Here is a 15,291-nt window from a genome sequence, read left to right as displayed (position 1 = left end):
AACCAAGGCGCCGAACCCCATGTTCAACTACACGCTGCGACGATTGCTGCTGGCAATCCCGACGCTTTTGTTCATCGCATTGGCCATCTTCCTGCTGCTGGAGCTTTCGCCCGGCGACCCGATGGCCGACATGCCGCTGACCATCCCGCCCGAGGTGCGCGAACAGATGCGCCTGGCGCTCGGCCTGGGCGAGGCCTGGTACATCCGCTTCTTCAAATGGCTCTACCTCTTCTCGGTGGTGGAACCCAGCCATGTGCTGGCCAACATGACCGGGCTCGACTGGCTGGCGATCGAGGGGCAGCGGATCATCTCGTTCCAGACCCGCTCGCCGGTCGGCGACATCATCGCCCAACGCCTGCCGCAGACGCTGTGGGTGGTCGGGCTCAGCTATATCTTCGGGATCATGGTGGCGGTGCCGATCGGCATCTATTCGGCCTACCGGCAGTATTCCTGGTTCGATCAGGCCGGCACCTTCATCTCGATGGTCGGCTTCTCGCTGCCCACCTTCTTCACCGGGCCGCTGCTGATGCTGATCTTCTCGATCTGGCTGGGCTGGTTCCCGATCATCTACGACACCACCCTCGTGGTCGACAGCTGGTACGACTTCGGCCTGCAATTGCGGCAGATGGCGATGCCGGTCTTCGTGCTGACGCTCTACAACGCGGCGCAGATCACCCGCTTCATGCGCGCCTCGATGCTGGACAACCTGACCCAGGATTACGTCCGCACCGCCCGCTCCAAGGGGATGACGGAAAAGGTCGTGGTGCTGGTGCATGTGCTCAGGAACTCGATGATCCCGGTGATCACCGTCATCGCCCTGGGGATCCCGACGATCTTTACCGGCGCCATCATCACCGAGCAGATCTTCCGCGTGAACGGGCTCGGCGCGCTCCTGATCACCGCCATCTATGCCTCGGACATCCCGATGGTGCTGACGCTGTCGGTGGTCTTCGCCATCCTCATCGTCCTCTTCAACCTGATCGCCGACCTGCTCTACGCGGTCTTCGACCCGAGGATCCGCTATGACTGAGACCGCGCCCGAAAAATCGCTCGACGTCGCCGCCTTCCGCCCGCCGCGCAACCAGTGGTGGGACGTCTGGGACCAGTTCAAGGTGCACAAGGGCGCGCTGGCCGGCTCGCTGGTCTTCGGGCTGATCGTGCTCTTCTGCTTCGTCGGGCCCTGGTTCTGGCCCTATGACGCGACTTTCATCGACATCCGCTCGCGCAATCAGGGCATGAGCCTGGCGCATCCGTTCGGCACCGACCAGCTGGGCCGGGACATCATGGCACGGATGATGGCGGGCGGTCAGGTCTCGCTGGCGGTGGGCATCGTCGCCATGCTGCTGTCGATCCTGATCGGCACGCTGATCGGCGTCGTTTCGGGCTACTTCCGCCGCATCGACGGGCTGATGATGCGGATGACCGACCTGTTCCTCGCCCTGCCCCTGCTGCCCCTGCTGCTGGTCATGTCGATGCTGTTCCGCCAGCCGCTCAGCGCGGTCTTCGGGGTCGAGATGGGGATGTTCCTGCTGATCGTCACCGCCATCGGCATCACCTCGTGGATGCGCACGGCGCGGGTCGTGCGGGGCGATGTGCTGGCGCTGAAGGAGCGGGAATACGTGCTGGCCGCGCGCTCGATCGGCACGCCGCCGCGGCGGCTGATCCTGCGGCATATCCTGCCCAATGTGCTGTCGCCGGTCATGGTCTCGGCCACGCTGATGATCGCCACCGCCATCATCACCGAAAGCGCGCTGAGCTTCCTCGGCATGGGCTTCCCGCCGGATTTCCCGACCTGGGGCCGGCTGGTCTATGACGGGATCGACTATCTGCAGCAATATCCCTCGCGGGCCATGCTGCCGGGGGTGTTCATCTCGCTGACGGTGTTGAGCGTGAACTACATCGGCGACGGGCTGCGCGATGCGCTGGATCCGAGGATCCGGGGCCGCTGAGGGAAAAGCGGGGGGCCGGAGCCCCCGGAGAACGCAAAAGGCGGGGGGCTGCGGCCCCCCGCACCCCCTGCTTCAAGGAGGGTTTTCCACCCTCCTTGAAAATCCTCCCGAGGATATTTTCAGAACAAAGAAGGGGCAGGTTTTACCCTGCCCCCTGGTCGTTCTGCGGCCGCGGCCCCGGCTCAGACGTAATCGCCGCGGCTGAGGCCGTATTTCGCCATCTTCTCGTTCAGGGTGCGGCGCGGCAGGCAGAGTTCCTCCATCACCGCGACGATCGAGCCCTTGTGGCGGCGCATTGTGTTGTCGATCAGCGTCCGCTCGAAAGCCTCGACGTAATCCTTGAGCGGCTTGCCCTCGGTGGTCAGCGCGCTGCCCGAGGCCTCGTTTTCCGCCATCACCAGCGACACGACCGAGCCGGTGCCGCGACGGCTTTGCAGCACGCTCTGCTCGGCGATGGACACCAGCTGCCGGATGTTGCCGGGCCAGGGCGCCTGCAACAGATAGGCCGCATCCTGCGCCGAGAGATCGGGCGCCGGGCAGCCGTATTCCTCGGCGTAATCGCTGGCGTAGCTCTTGAAGAGCGCGAGGATATCCTCGCCCCGGGTCCTGAGCGGCGGCAGGGTCAGTTTCATCGCCGCCAGCCGGTAATAGAGGTCGGGCCGGAGCACATCCTCCAGCGTCCGACCGGGCTTGTGGTCGTTGCAGATGGCGACGATCCGCGTGGCGGGGGGCGCGGGCTGGTCGTTGATGAAGGTCAGCAGGCGACCCTGCAGCGCGGCGCTCAGCGATTCGATGTCTTCAAGGCAGAGCGTGCCGCCCCGCGCCTCCTCGACCAGCGGCAGGCCGCCGGCCTCGACCGGGCCGAAGAGCTTGGCGGCCAGCGCCTCGTCCTCGATCCCGGCGCAGGAGACGGCGACGAACTTGCGCCCGGCGCGGGGGCCTACTGCGTGCAGCGCATGGGCCACCAGCGTCTTGCCGGTCCCGGTCTCGCCGTCGATCAGCACATGGCCGTCGGCCTGGCCGTAATCGAGGATATCCTCGCGCAGGCGCACCATCTCGGGCGACTGGCCGACCAGGCGGCGCATGATCGTGCTGCCATCGGACAGTTCGTGCCTCAGCGCGCGGTTTTCCAGCGCCAGACCGCGGGCCTTGAGCGCGCCGCGGGCGAGATCGGCCATCCGTTCGGGATCGAAGGGTTTTTCGAGGAAATCATAGGCGCCGAGGCGCATCGCCTCCACCGCCATCGGCACGTCGCCATGGCCGGTGATCAGGATCACCGGCAGGCCCGCGTCCATCCCCATCAACCGCTTCAACAGCGCCATCCCGTCCATGCCCGGCATGCGGATGTCCGAGACGACGATGCCGGGGAAATCGGCACCCAGCACCGCCAGGGCCTCTTCGGCGCTGCCGAAAGTCTCGGGCTGGAACCCCGAGAGCGACAGCCACTGGCTGATCGAGGCCCGCATGTCCTGTTCGTCGTCGATGACCGCAACACGGGTTGGCGTGCGGCCGGCCAGCGGCGCGGTGGCGGGGTCCAGCTTGGGGGCGCTTTCCGGAGCGCTCATACAGTCTCTCCTGATGGTCATGCGGCGGCGGGTCCACGACCCGCTGAGCCAATATAGGGGTTATGCCGCCGATTGTCCGGCATTGGCCAGTACCGGTAACGCAATATCGAACGCGGCGCCGCCCTCGGGCAGGTTCCGCGCGGTCAGCCTGCCGCCGTGATCGGCGACGATGCCCGAGGAGATGGCGAGGCCAAGGCCCACGCCCTCGCCCGCCTTTTTCGAGGTGTAGAAGGGCTCGAACACCTTGCCGATATCGGCGATGCCGGTGCCGTTGTCCTTGATGGTCAGCGTCACTGTATCGCCCTGGGTCAGGATCAGGTCGATCTGCGGCGCGTTGACGGCGCGGGTCGCATCGACCGCGTTGCGCATCAGGTTGATGATGACCTGTTCCAGCCTGAGCCGGTCGCCCATCACCGTGACGGGTTCCTTCGGCAATGTCCGAACCACCAGCACCCGGCGTTCGCGCAGGCGCGGTTCCATCATGGTCAGCGCCTCGGTCACGCAATCGCGCAGGTCGAGCGGCTCGAAGGCGTCGCCGCCCTTGCGGGCGAAGCTTTTCAGCTGGCGGGTGATGGCGCCCATCCGGTCGATCAGGTCGTCGATGCGCTGGAAGCTGACCAGCGCCTCCTCGCCCCGCCGCCGGGTCATCAGCAGCCGCGCGCCCGCCAGATAGGTCTTCATCGCGGCGAGCGGCTGGTTCAGTTCGTGACTGACCGCGGCCGACATTTCGCCCAGCACCGCCAGTTTCGAGGATTGCGCCAGGGTCTGTTCGGCGACGTTCAGCTCCTTCTGCACCTTTTCGCGGGCGGCGATCTCGCGTTGCAGGCGCAGGTTCAGCTGCCTGAGTTCCAGCGATTCCTGTTCCAGCCGGGCCGATTGCGACCAGGCGCGGCGCGAGAAGAGGTAAAAGACCATCGCCAGCAGGATGGCGAAGCCCATGATGACCAGCGCCAGCACGCCGTTCACCTTTTCGCGCACGCCGTCATAGGTCGTGTAGCTGATCAGCCGCCAGCCGCGGTGCTGGACCCGGGTTTCCGAGCGCAGCACCGCCTCGTTCGACAGGAACGCATCGGGGCCGCGGCCCGCCAGATCGGCGGTGTAGCGCAGCGCCCGTTCGATGGCGGTGGGGGCGTCGCGCATCGACAGCGCTTCGGCCTCGGTCCGGCCGCGCCAGCGGGGCTGGGTGGACAGGATGATCCGCCCTTCGCTGTCAATCAGCGCCACCGCATCCAGAAGCCCCGACCAGGAGCGTTCGAACTTGGCCAGATCGACCTCGACGGTGATGACGCCCAGAATCTGCCCGCCCTCGCGGATCGCGCGGGCATAGGCGAAGCCATAGCCGCCGGAATCGCGGGCCTGCACGGCAAACAGCGTCTCGTTATTGCCGCTGCCATCGACCAGACGGCGCGAATCGACGAACAGCGCCTCGTTGCCGCGCTGGGTGCCCAGACGGTTGCGGTCGGTGGCGGCGACCACCCGGCCCGCGGTGTCCAGAAGCTCGATCGAGGCCGCGCCGACCTCTTGCTGCAGCGAGATGAAGATCTGCGAGATGGTCGTGTAATTGCCCGAACGCAGCGCCTCGCGCAGGACCGGGTCGCGCGACAAAAGGATCGGCACCACCTGGGTGCGCTGCAACTCGGCCTCGATGTTCCCGGCATAGAGGACAAGGCGCAGCTGGGCCCGGTTGCGGGTGTCGACGGTGAAGCTTTCGCTCAGCCAATCGTCCATCACCCAGACCACGGCGACTGCCACCACCATCAGCAGCCCGACGATGGCCTTGCCCCATGGGGGCAGGCCAAGCCGCAGGGGCGCCGCCGAGGCGGGGGTCGGGGAAGTGTCGCTCATGGCGGCATACTAGGGGCGCGCGTGCGGCGCCTCAAGGCGCCGCGGCACGGGGGCCCCTCAGGTGAGCGCCAGAGCGCCCATAACCCCCTGGAACAGCGCCGAACCATCGGTCCCGCCATGCTGCGCACTGACCGCGCGCTCGGGGTGCGGCATCATGCCGAGGACGCGACGGTTCTCGGACAGGATCCCGGCGATCGAATGCTGCGAGCCGTTGGGGTTCTCGACATAGCGGAAGGCCACGCGGTCCTCGCCCTCGAGCAGCGCCAGCGTCTCGGCGTCGGCCTGGTAATTGCCGTCATGGTGGGCAATCGGGATGATCGCCGTGGCGCCCTTGGCATAGCCCTGGGTGAAGGCGCTGTCGGCGCTCGCCACTTCCAGCGCCACCGGCTTGCAGATGAACTTGAGGCCCGCGTTGCGCATCAGGACACCCGGCAGCAGACCCGTCTCCACCAGCACCTGGAAGCCGTTGCAGACCCCCAGCACATAGCCGCCCTTCCGGGCATGGGCCACGACCGCCGAAGCGATGGGCGAGCGGGCGGCGATGGCGCCGCAGCGCAGGTAATCACCGAAGCTGAAGCCGCCGGGGAGGCCGACCACATCGGTGCCGGGCGGCAGGGCCGCGTCCTTGTGCCAGACGCGGGTCACCTCGGCGCCGGCGGCCTCGAAGGCGACGGCCAGATCGCGGTCGCAGTTGGAACCCGGGAAGGTGATGACGGCGGCCTTCATGCGGCGTCTCCTGTGGGGGCTGGGGATGGGCCTGCCATACTGCGTTGCCGCGTCCAAGAAAAGGGAAAACCGGCCCCCTGCCCGCCCCATGCGCCGACCCGCCGCCCGCGCCTCTCGCCTGGCTCTGTCCAAGACCGGGGAATTAGTCCTAAGGTGGCATATCGCGGTCTGGCGGCCCGTGCTTACATGCCGCCATCCGAAGGGAGGGATACATGACCAAGGTTACACTGACCGTCAACGGCCGGTCCATGTCGGGCGAGGCCGAAGGGAGGACGCTTCTGGTGTCGTTCCTGCGCGAGGAGCTGGGTCTGACCGGTACCCACGTGGGCTGCGACACCAGCCAATGCGGCGCCTGCGTCGTGCATGTGGACGGCAAGGCGATGAAAAGCTGCACGGTTCTGGCGCAGGACGTGAACGGCGCCAGCGTGACGACCATCGAGGGGATGGCCAACGAGGATGGCTCGCTGGGCACCGTCCAGCAGGCGTTCCAGGACCACCACGGCCTGCAATGCGGCTTCTGCACGCCGGGCATGGTGATGTCCTCGGCCGCCCTTCTGGCCGAGAACCCCAAGCCCTCCGAGGCCGAGATCCGCCATTATCTGGAAGGCAACATCTGCCGCTGCACGGGCTACCACAACATCGTCAAGGCGGTGCTGGCGGCCTCGGGGCAGGATGTCTCGACCCTGGGCGTCGCGGCCGAATGATCCGCCTTCCCGCCCTGCGTTCCCTTGCCCTCCTGCCGCTTCTGGCGGCGGGTCTGGTGTTGGCGATGCCGGGAGAAGGTCGTGCTGACGGCTTCTACGTCCACGATCTGGGAGACGGCGGCGCGCCCGAGGCCTGCATGGCTCAGGCGCTGGCAGCGCTCTCGGCCTATGCGACCGCGACCGGCACCCCCGGGGCGGTGATCCAGGCCGGGGTCTGGTCGGTCGATGCCTATGGCCTCGAACCGGGCGGCGTCGATGTCGATATCGCCTGCCCCTACCGCGACAATCATGTCGGCGTGGCGCTTCTGACCGCCCATGGCACCGGCGCCGAGGAGGATCGTGCGGCGGTCGCCGACGGCATCACCGGCTATTGGAACGGCGGGATGCCGGCACAGGGCGGCGCCACGAAATAACCCCCGACCGGCCGTGCATCAGGCGGCGGCCGGCTGATCCGTGAGACAGGCAGCGCGCTCCGGGCGCGCCCATCAGACACAAAGGGAGGATTCCATGCCCAAAGACGGTGGCATCGGCGCCAGCACCAAGCGGCGCGAAGACATCCGCTTCCTCACCGGACGCGGCGTCTATACCGACGACCTCAACCTGCACGGCCAGACCTTCGCGGTCTTCTGCCGCTCGACCGTAGCGCACGGCAAGATCGTGTCCATCAACACCGCCGCGACCGAGGCGATGCCCGGCGTGCTGGCGGTCTTCACCGGCCAGGATTTCAAGGACGTGGGCGGCAACCCCGCCGGCTGGCTGATCAACAGCCGCGACGGCACGCCGATGCGCGAACCCAAGCGCCCCGTGCTGGCGCATGGCAAGGTCCGCCATGTCGGCGACGCCTATGCCGCCGTCATCGCCGAGACCTATGCCCAGGCCAAGGACGCGGCCGAACAGCTGGCCGCCGATACGGTGATCGACGAACTGCCCGCCATCGTCGACATGAAGGCCGCCGTGGCCGATCCCTCGAACCGCGTGCATGACGAGATCCCCGACAACCTCTGCTTCGACTGGGGCTGGATCGAGGACAACCGCGCCGCGGTGGACGAGGTCTTCAAGACCGCGCCCCATGTCACCACGCTGGAACTGGTCAACAACCGCCTCGTGCCCAACGCCATGGAGCCCCGCGCCTCGATCGGCGAGTATTTCCCCGGCACCGGCGATTACAAGCTGACCACCACGTCCCAGAACCCGCACCTGACCCGGCTGCTGATCGCCGCCTTCGTCATGGGCATCCCGGAAAACAAGCTGCAGGTCGTTGCGCCCGACGTGGGCGGCGGCTTCGGCTCGAAGATCTATCATTACGGTGAAGAAGCCGTGGTGCTGGCCGCCGCGAAGAAGCTGAAGCGCCCGGTGCGCTGGACGGCGGAGCGCTCGGAGAGCTTCCTGTCCGACGCCCATGGCCGCGACCATGTGACCAAGATCGAACTGGCCTGCGAGAAGGACGGCACCTTCCTCGCCTTCCGGACCGAGACGCTGGCGAACGTGGGCGCGTATCTGTCGAACTTCTCGACCGCGACGCCGACCTTCCTGCACGGCACGCTGATGGCCGGGCCCTACAAGGTGCCGAAGGTCTATGTGAACGTGAAGACCGTCTTCACCAACACCGCGCCCGTCGATGCCTATCGCGGCGCCGGCCGGCCCGAGGCGACCTTCAGCCTTGAGCGCGTGATCGACAAGATGTGCCGCGAGCTTGGCCTCGACCAGTTCGAGGTGCGGCGCAAGAACTTCATCACGCCCGACATGTACCCCTACACCACGCCCGTCGGGCTGGTCTACGACACCGGCAATTACCACGCCACGCTCGACAAGGCGCTGGAAATGACCGACCTCGCCGGGTTCGAAGCCCGCGCGGCCGAGGCCAAGGCGCGCGGCAAGCTGCGGGGTCTGGGCCTCAGCACCTGGATCGAGGCCTGCGGCATCGCGCCCTCGAACCTGGTGGGTGTGCTGGGCTCGCGCGTCGGCCTCTATGACGCGGCGACGGTGCGGGTGAACGCCACCGGCAACATCTCGGTCATGACCGGCGCCCACAGCCACGGGCAGGGCCATGAAACCGTCTTCGCCCAGATCGTGGCCGAAAAGCTCGGCGTCGACGCGACTTCGGTCGAGATCGTGCACGGCGACACCGCCAAGATCCCCTTCGGCATGGGCTCCTACGGCTCGCGCTCGCTGGCGGTCTGCGGCTCGGCCATCGACCGGGCCATGGGCAAGATCATCGCCAAGGGCAAGAAGATCGCCGCCCATATGCTCGAAGCCGCCGAGGGCGACATCGAGTTCAAGGACGGCACCTTCTCGGTTGCCGGCACCGACAAGGCCAAGACCTTCGGCGAGATCGCCTTCTCGGCCTATGTCCCCCACAATTACCCGCTGGAGACGCTGGAACCGGGGCTGGAGGAAACCGCCTTCTACGATCCGGGCAACTTCACCTATCCCGCGGGCGCCTATCTGTGCGAGGTCGAGGTCGATCCCGACACCGGCAAGGTGCAGGTCGTGGCCTTCCACTGCGCCGACGATTTCGGCAACATCATGAACCCGATGATCGTCGAGGGTCAGGTGCATGGCGGCGTCGGACAGGGCATCGGTCAGGCTCTGTGCGAGAACACGACCTATGACGAGAACGGGCAGCTCACCTCGGCGTCCTTCATGGATTACGCCATGCCGCGGGCGGATGACGTGCCGTTCTACAACGTGGATTATTCCTGCCAGACGCCCTGCACCCACAACCCGCTGGGGGTGAAGGGCTGCGGCGAGGCCGGGGCCATCGGCTCGCCGCCCGCCGTGGTCAACGCGGTCATCGACGCGCTGCACCGGGGCGGTTATGACCATGTGACGCATATCGACATGCCCGTCTCGCCCGCCCGGGTCTGGGCGGCGATGCAGAAGCACTGAGGGAGGTCCCGATGTACAATTTCGACTTCGTGAAACCCAGCACCCTGGACGAGGCGGTCGCCGCGCTGGGGGGCGAGGATGCACAGCCGCTGTCGGGCGGGCAGACCCTGCTGCCCTCGATGAAACAGCGCCTGAACGCGCCGGGGGTGCTGGTCTCGCTGACCGGGATCGCCGCGCTGAAAGGCGTGTCGATGGAAGGCCGGCTCTTGGTCATCGGCGGCGCCACCCCGCATGCGGTGGTGGCGGCCGAGGTCGCCTCGGCCTATCCGGCGCTGGCGGCGCTGGCCGGGGGCATCGGCGATCCGGCGGTCCGCAACCGCGGCACCATCGGCGGGTCGCTCGCCAACAACGACCCCTCGGCCTGCTATCCTTCGGCGGCGCTGGGGTCGGGCGCGACCATCGTCACCAACAACCGCGAGATCGCCGCCGACGATTTCTTCACCGGCATGTTCGAGACGGCGCTTGAGCCGGGCGAGATCATCACCGCGGTGAAGTTCCCGGTGCCCGAGAAAGCGGCCTACGCCAAGTTCCAGCAGCCCGCCTCGCGCTTCGCCCTGACCGGGGCCTATGTCGCGAAGTATGGCGACGGGGTGCGGGTGGCGATCACCGGCGCCTCGGAAGGCGGCGTGTTCCGCTGGACCGAAGCCGAGGAGGCGCTGAGCCGCTCCTTCACGGCCGAGGCGCTGAACGGCCTCTCGCTGCCGGAGGACGGCATGATGGGCGACCTGCACGGCACGCCCGCTTACCGCGCGCATCTCTGCGCCGTGATGACCCGCCGCGCCGTGACCGCGGCCCGCTGAGACATACCGGGCGGCGGGGAAACGCCCTGCCGCCCGGCCTTTGCTACGCCCGGCCCCTCGACGCGAGCCCCGAAGGCCGCGCCTCTGACGGACAGGCCGAGACCCCGTTAGCGAGTGTGATCTCGTGACGGGCGAGGCAAGACCGCTGGCCTTGCCGCAAGCCCAAGGCCCGCACCTCCTGATCCATTGGCACATCCTTTGGCGCGCCATTGCCTCCCGATGAGGAGCCGACGCTAGCCAAAGGCATCATCTTGCCAGAAATACGCACCTCCGACCCTCCCGAAGGTTCTGCAGAGCCTTGACGGGATACACCCCTCTGTCTTTTTTCCTGAGATAAGGGCGCGGCCCTCTGCTCACCGGGCTGCGACAGCAAGTGTCCGCCAAGGTCCGCCGAAGAGCTCCATCCAGAAGGCGAGGCGGCAGCGCAGCTCATAAGCCTCGATCCTCCAGGACAGAGCCTTGAGACCGCATCACAGGCAGACCAGACGGCCCCCCGCAGGAAGCCAGAGAAGCGGCCCATCGCCCTTCCCTATCGTCCCTGTACTCTGTTTGGGAATGTCCGGGCCTCTGCCAACGACATCAGTCGGACGATCAGCGCGCAGCGCCACGACCGAAAGTCGACATCATCCCTCAACCTCGCGCCTGCAAAGGGTCCCGGCCCCGGGCGCTGGCCTCTCCGCGGCGGGAGGCGCGCGGGGTGGGCGGGCGGGAGCGTGCCTCCCGCCGCCTTGCGCCTAAAGCGTCATGATCCGGGCCTGGCCCGAATCGTAAGCGTAGCTGCAACGTACCTCGACCGTCTGGCCGCCGCGCTGAACCCGCAGCATCACATCGCGCGACGTGCCCTGTTCGCGGGTGCCGACCACGCCCTGCACGTCGAACCCGGCCTCGCGGCCCGCGCTCATGCAGGCGCCTTCGGCCTGGCTGGCCGAGGGCCCGGCCACCACCGGCTCCGACGGCACTACCGGGGTGCCGCCATAGCCCCCGCCATAGGCCGGACGCCCCCCGCCCTGCCCGAAGCGCATGTCCGGGATATCCCCGCAGCCCGCGAGTGCCGTTGCCGCGGCCAGTGCCGCCGTGATCCAGATTGCCCGTGTCATGCCCGGCCTCCGTCTGGGGGACGGGTTGGCCCCGCCCCGGTTGTCCGTCACGCGCCGATCAGGGCGCGGGCCGCGCCGCGCGCCGCCTCGGTAATGGTATCACCCGACAACATGCGGGCAATCTCGTCCACGCGTTCCCCGGCGGAAAGCGGCGTCACATGGCTGAGAGTGGCCCCGGCCTCCACCCGCTTCTCGACCCGCCAGTGATGCGCGCCGAGCGCCGCCACCTGCGGCGAATGGGTGACGACCAGCACCTGCGCGCCCTCGGCCAGCGCCCGCAGCCGGCGGCCCACCGCATCGGCCGTCGCCCCGCCGACCCCGCGGTCGATCTCGTCGAAGATCATCGTCACGCCCGATTGCCCGCGGCTGAGACAGACCTTCAGCGCCAGCAGAAAGCGCGACAGTTCCCCGCCCGAGGCGATCTTGTTCAGCGCCCCGGCCGGTGCGCCGGGGTTGGTCGCCACTTCGAAGGTCACCGCATCCGCCCCTTCCGGCCCGGGTTCGGTCGGCTCGATCACCGTCTGGAAGACCGCGCGCTCCATCTTCAGGGGCGCCAGTTCCGCCGCCATCGCCTGATCGAGCGAGGCCGCCGCCGCCTTGCGTTCCGCCGTCAGCGCCGCGCAGGCCGCGGTGAAGCCCGTCTGCGCCGCGGCCTCGGCCTGGGCCAGCGCCGCCATGCCCTTGTCGCCGGAATCCAGCGCCTCCAGCCGTTCGCGCAGCCCGGCGGCATGGGTGCCCAGATCATCGGGCAGCACCGAATGTTTGCGCGCCAGGCCCCTCAGCGCGAAAAGCCGCTCCTCGACCCGCTCCAGCTCTGCCGGATCGGCCTGCATCTGGTCGAGGCAGGCCTCGATCTCGCCCGTGGCCTCGCCCAGTTCCGACAGCGCCCGGCCCAGAGCCTCGATCGCCGCGTCGAGCCGACCCTCGACGCCTTCGGCCGCATCCTCCAGCCAGCGCAGCGCGTCCAGCGCCAGACGCTCGGCCCCGTCCTCGCCCAAAGCCTGCCGGGCGCGGGCCACATCGCCCACCAGCCGGGTCGCGGCCTGCATCAGGCGGCGGCGGGTGTCGAGCTCGGCCTCCTCGCCGGGCTGCGGGTCCAGTTGATCCAGCTCCTTGACCGCATGGCGCAGGTATTCCTCTTCGGCCCTGAGACCCGCCAGCCGGGCCGCGGCGGCCTCACGCGCCTTGCGCGCCTCGGCCAGCGCCCGCCATGCGGCGCGCACGGCGCCGGTGTCGGCCCCGGCATAGGCATCGAGCAATTGCCGGTGCCCGCGCGGGTTCAGGAGCCCGCGGTCGTCATGCTGGCCATGCAGTTCCACGAGGGTATCCGACAGCGCCCTGAGCACCTCGCCCGAGGCGCGGCGGTCGTTGATCCAGGCGGTCTTGCGCCCCTCGGCAGTGTTGACACGGCGCAGGACCAGCTCGTCTTCCAGCGGGATCCCGGCCTCGTCCAGCACGGCGCGGCCCGGGTGCCCCTCGGGCAGATCGAACACCGCCTCCACCTCGCCCTGCTGGGCGCCCTGCCGCACCAGATCGGCGCGGCCGCGCCAGCCCAGCACGAAACCCAGACTGTCCAGCAGAATGGATTTGCCCGCCCCGGTCTCGCCGGTCAGCACATTGAGGCCGGGATGGAAATCCAGCTCAAGCCGCTCGATCAGCAGCATGTCCCGAATCGAGAGCGCCCGTAGCATTCCCGCGCGCGCCCCCCGGCGTCAGAGCCACTCGCCGCGAATGGTCCGGCGATAGATGTCGTTGAGCCAGCTGGTGCCCTGCGCCTGATCGCTCAGCCCTGCCGCGGTCAGCAGACGGAAGCTGTCCTCGTAGAAGGGCGAGGAGCGGAAGTTGTGGCCCAGGATCGCGCCCGCGGTCTGCGCCTCGTCGCGCAGCCCCAGCGCCAGATAGCTTTCCACCAGCCGGTGCAGCGCCTCGGGCGTCTGGGTGGTGGTCTGGTATTGCTCGACCACGGCGCGGAAACGGTTGATCCCCGCCTGATAATTGCCGCGCGACAGGTAGAAGCGGCCGATCTCCATCTCCTTTGCCGCCAGACGGTCGAAGGCCAGATCGAATTTCAGCACCGCCGAGCGGGCGTATTCGGTGTTCGGGTATTGCTCGATCACGTAGCGCAGATGGTTCAGCGCCTGGAAGGTCAGGCCCTGGTCGCGGCCCACGTCCTCGATCTGATCGTAATAGGTCAGCGCCACGATATAGGCGGCCCAGGCGGCGTCCGGATCGCCCGGATACTGGTCGAGGAAGCGCTGCGCCGTGGCGCGGGCCTCGTCATACTGGCCGTCGCGATGCAGGGCATAGGCCTGCATCACCAACGAGCGCCGGGCCCAGTCGGTATAGGGATAAAGCCGCTCGACCTCGCGGAAATAGCGCATCGCCGGTTCGATCCGGCGGTTGTTCTCCAGCACGTATTCGCCGCGCGTGAAGATTTCCTCGGCCGAATAGCCGTCCAGCGGCTCGTCGGTGCCGACCTGGTTCCCGCAGGCGGCCAGTGCCAGCACCAGAACGCTGCTCAGCGCCAGCGTCGACAGCCTGCGCCGGGCCGATTTGCCAAGGGTGCCGACCATGCCGATCCTCATTCTTGTCTTACCGAAGGGCGCCGCAGCCGACATCCCGGGCGAATCCCGGGCTCGCCGGGGGCGCGTCCCGGCGTGTCCTAGCACGTTTGCCGGGCGCACGCAAAACGCCATTCAGCAGAAAAACATCCCCGTGTTCAGCGGACTGGCCAAGACGCCGAAAGCCGCTCACGGCGGCGCCTCAGGCGGCCGAGGCGGTGGTGGCGCCGGTGGCCAGCAGATCCGCGGCGCAGACCCCGGCGCCGGGCATCCGGTGCGCCTGATCGCCCTCGACCGTGACATGCTCCCAGGCGGTGGCGTCATCCAGAAGCGCCCGCACCAGACGGCCGGTCAGGGTGTGGCCCGCACGGTGGCCGATATAGCGGCCGAGGATCGGCGCCCCGGCCACGGCAAGGTCACCCATCGCATCGAGCATCTTGTGGCGCACCGGCTCGTCGATCCGGCGCAGGCCGCCGGGGCTGAGGATATCGGCCCCCTGCACCACCACCGCATTCTCGTAGGTGCCCCCCAGCGCCAGGCCATTGGCACGCATGAAATCCACATCCGCCTGACGGCAGAAGGTGCGGCAATCCGAGAGTTCGCGCACGAAGGTGCCGTTGGCCAGTTCCAGCTCGCAGGTCTGGTGGCCGATGGCGGCATCGGGGAAGTCGATCTCGAACGCGATGGACAGCGCCTCGGCCGGTTCCAGCCGGGCCCAGGCCTCGCCCATGCGGACCTCGATCGGCTTCAGCACGCGGATCGCCGTCAGCGAGGCCGCCTGCACCCGGGTGCCCGCCGCGACGAAGGCCGCGACGAAGGGCCGGGCCGAGCCGTCGAGGATCGGCACTTCCGGCCCGTCCAGCGTCACCCGCGCGTTATGGATGCCACACCCGGCCAGCGCCGCCATCAGATGTTCGATGGTCGCCACGGAAACGTCATGATCGTTGCCGATCTTGGTGCAGAGGTTGGCCTCGATCAGCGCCGAGGGCGTGACGGCGATGCGGCGCTGCGCCACAGGCAGGTCGAGGTCGAGACGTTCGAACACCACCCCGTGCCCCGCAGGCGCGGGGCGGACATGCATGACCACGGCCCGCCCCGAATGGAGCGCGGTGCCGTCGAAACGCACGGAAGATTTCAAGGTTGTCTGCACGAGTT

At 68.1% G+C, this 15,291-nt stretch carries 13 protein-coding genes; 6 read left to right on the top strand and 7 right to left on the bottom strand.

The window, feature by feature from the left end; genetic code table 11:
* Nucleotides 1–19 precede the first annotated feature (19 nt).
* Nucleotides 20–1,030: an ABC transporter permease gene (locus DDE23_RS05585; protein ID WP_107750586.1), complete on the top strand. Its 1,011-nt coding sequence runs from the start codon at nucleotides 20–22 to the stop codon at nucleotides 1,028–1,030.
* Nucleotides 1,023–1,949 (top strand): ABC transporter permease, encoded by a 927-nt coding sequence (locus DDE23_RS05580; protein WP_107750587.1) that lies wholly within the window; start codon nucleotides 1,023–1,025, stop codon nucleotides 1,947–1,949. The genes DDE23_RS05585 and DDE23_RS05580 overlap by 8 nt, the downstream gene beginning before the upstream one ends.
* A 182-nt stretch (nucleotides 1,950–2,131) precedes the next feature.
* On the opposite strand, the gene DDE23_RS05575 is transcribed toward DDE23_RS05580, so the two are convergent.
* The 3 genes from DDE23_RS05575 to purQ are packed head-to-tail and all read right to left on the bottom strand — an operon-like array spanning nucleotide 2,132 to nucleotide 6,085.
* On the bottom strand, nucleotides 2,132–3,514 hold the full coding sequence (locus DDE23_RS05575) for a sigma-54-dependent transcriptional regulator (RefSeq protein ID WP_107750588.1): 1,383 nt from the start codon (nucleotides 3,512–3,514) through the stop codon (nucleotides 2,132–2,134).
* Between the two features lie 60 nt (nucleotides 3,515–3,574).
* The gene (locus DDE23_RS05570; RefSeq protein ID WP_107750589.1) at nucleotides 3,575–5,359 is read right to left on the bottom strand and encodes a sensor histidine kinase; all 1,785 of its coding nucleotides are present in this window, start codon (nucleotides 5,357–5,359) and stop codon (nucleotides 3,575–3,577) included.
* 57 nt (nucleotides 5,360–5,416) lie between these two features.
* Nucleotides 5,417–6,085 carry a phosphoribosylformylglycinamidine synthase subunit PurQ gene (purQ, locus tag DDE23_RS05565; RefSeq protein ID WP_107750590.1) on the bottom strand — a complete coding sequence of 223 codons (669 nt, stop codon included), beginning with the start codon at nucleotides 6,083–6,085 and terminating at the stop codon, nucleotides 5,417–5,419.
* 212 nt (nucleotides 6,086–6,297) lie between these two features.
* Here purQ and DDE23_RS05560 point away from each other — a divergent pair, with 212 nt between their 5' ends.
* The 4 genes from DDE23_RS05560 (at nucleotide 6,298) to DDE23_RS05545 (ending at nucleotide 10,478) form a co-directional block, all read left to right on the top strand.
* Nucleotides 6,298–6,789 (top strand): (2Fe-2S)-binding protein, encoded by a 492-nt coding sequence (locus tag DDE23_RS05560; RefSeq protein ID WP_107750591.1) that lies wholly within the window; start codon nucleotides 6,298–6,300, stop codon nucleotides 6,787–6,789.
* Nucleotides 6,786–7,202, top strand: a complete 417-nt coding sequence (locus DDE23_RS05555) for a hypothetical protein (protein WP_107750592.1) — start codon at nucleotides 6,786–6,788, stop codon at nucleotides 7,200–7,202. The genes DDE23_RS05560 and DDE23_RS05555 overlap by 4 nt, the downstream gene beginning before the upstream one ends.
* A 94-nt stretch (nucleotides 7,203–7,296) precedes the next feature.
* Nucleotides 7,297–9,678 carry a xanthine dehydrogenase family protein molybdopterin-binding subunit gene (locus DDE23_RS05550; RefSeq protein WP_107750593.1) on the top strand — a complete coding sequence of 794 codons (2,382 nt, stop codon included), beginning with the start codon at nucleotides 7,297–7,299 and terminating at the stop codon, nucleotides 9,676–9,678.
* A gap of 11 nt (nucleotides 9,679–9,689) precedes the next feature.
* The gene (locus DDE23_RS05545) at nucleotides 9,690–10,478 is read left to right on the top strand and encodes an FAD binding domain-containing protein (protein ID WP_107750594.1); all 789 of its coding nucleotides are present in this window, start codon (nucleotides 9,690–9,692) and stop codon (nucleotides 10,476–10,478) included.
* A 734-nt stretch (nucleotides 10,479–11,212) separates the two neighbouring features.
* On the opposite strand, the gene DDE23_RS05540 is transcribed toward DDE23_RS05545, so the two are convergent.
* The 4 genes from DDE23_RS05540 to lpxC all read right to left on the bottom strand — a co-directional run bounded on the left by DDE23_RS05540 (nucleotide 11,213) and on the right by lpxC (nucleotide 15,286).
* The gene (locus tag DDE23_RS05540) at nucleotides 11,213–11,575 is read right to left on the bottom strand and encodes a hypothetical protein (RefSeq protein WP_107750595.1); all 363 of its coding nucleotides are present in this window, start codon (nucleotides 11,573–11,575) and stop codon (nucleotides 11,213–11,215) included.
* Between the two features lie 47 nt (nucleotides 11,576–11,622).
* A complete protein-coding gene (recN, locus tag DDE23_RS05535) occupies nucleotides 11,623–13,266 on the bottom strand; it encodes a DNA repair protein RecN (RefSeq protein WP_107750596.1) in 1,644 nt (547 codons plus the stop codon).
* Nucleotides 13,267–13,287: 21 nt separating this feature from the next.
* Nucleotides 13,288–14,148 carry an outer membrane protein assembly factor BamD gene (locus tag DDE23_RS05530; protein WP_107750597.1) on the bottom strand — a complete coding sequence of 287 codons (861 nt, stop codon included), beginning with the start codon at nucleotides 14,146–14,148 and terminating at the stop codon, nucleotides 13,288–13,290.
* Nucleotides 14,149–14,338: 190 nt separating this feature from the next.
* The gene (gene lpxC / locus DDE23_RS05525) at nucleotides 14,339–15,286 is read right to left on the bottom strand and encodes a UDP-3-O-acyl-N-acetylglucosamine deacetylase (RefSeq protein ID WP_107750598.1); all 948 of its coding nucleotides are present in this window, start codon (nucleotides 15,284–15,286) and stop codon (nucleotides 14,339–14,341) included.
* Between the last annotated feature and the right edge of the window lie 5 nt (nucleotides 15,287–15,291).

The organism is Pararhodobacter aggregans, assembly GCF_003075525.1.
Lineage (GTDB): Bacteria > Pseudomonadota > Alphaproteobacteria > Rhodobacterales > Rhodobacteraceae > Pararhodobacter > Pararhodobacter aggregans.
Note: the sequence above shows the minus strand (reverse complement) of the source record. Positions and strands in the feature narration are given on the sequence as shown.

Excerpts from the sequence above, each read along its gene's own strand:
- DDE23_RS05560 (WP_107750591.1), top strand. The coding sequence starts at position 6,298 with ATGACCAAGGTTACACTGACCGTCAACGGCCGGTCCATGTCGGGCGAG.
- DDE23_RS05580 (WP_107750587.1), top strand. The coding sequence starts at position 1,023 with ATGACTGAGACCGCGCCCGAAAAATCGCTCGACGTCGCCGCCTTCCGC.
- recN (WP_107750596.1), bottom strand. The coding sequence starts at position 13,266 with ATGCTACGGGCGCTCTCGATTCGGGACATGCTGCTGATCGAGCGGCTT.
- DDE23_RS05570 (WP_107750589.1), bottom strand. The coding sequence starts at position 5,359 with ATGAGCGACACTTCCCCGACCCCCGCCTCGGCGGCGCCCCTGCGGCTT.
- DDE23_RS05530 (WP_107750597.1), bottom strand. The coding sequence starts at position 14,148 with ATGGTCGGCACCCTTGGCAAATCGGCCCGGCGCAGGCTGTCGACGCTG.
- DDE23_RS05575 (WP_107750588.1), bottom strand. The coding sequence starts at position 3,514 with ATGAGCGCTCCGGAAAGCGCCCCCAAGCTGGACCCCGCCACCGCGCCG.
- purQ (WP_107750590.1), bottom strand. The coding sequence starts at position 6,085 with ATGAAGGCCGCCGTCATCACCTTCCCGGGTTCCAACTGCGACCGCGAT.
- DDE23_RS05585 (WP_107750586.1), top strand. The coding sequence starts at position 20 with ATGTTCAACTACACGCTGCGACGATTGCTGCTGGCAATCCCGACGCTT.
- DDE23_RS05540 (WP_107750595.1), bottom strand. The coding sequence starts at position 11,575 with ATGACACGGGCAATCTGGATCACGGCGGCACTGGCCGCGGCAACGGCA.
- DDE23_RS05555 (WP_107750592.1), top strand. The coding sequence starts at position 6,786 with ATGATCCGCCTTCCCGCCCTGCGTTCCCTTGCCCTCCTGCCGCTTCTG.
- DDE23_RS05545 (WP_107750594.1), top strand. The coding sequence starts at position 9,690 with ATGTACAATTTCGACTTCGTGAAACCCAGCACCCTGGACGAGGCGGTC.
- DDE23_RS05550 (WP_107750593.1), top strand. The coding sequence starts at position 7,297 with ATGCCCAAAGACGGTGGCATCGGCGCCAGCACCAAGCGGCGCGAAGAC.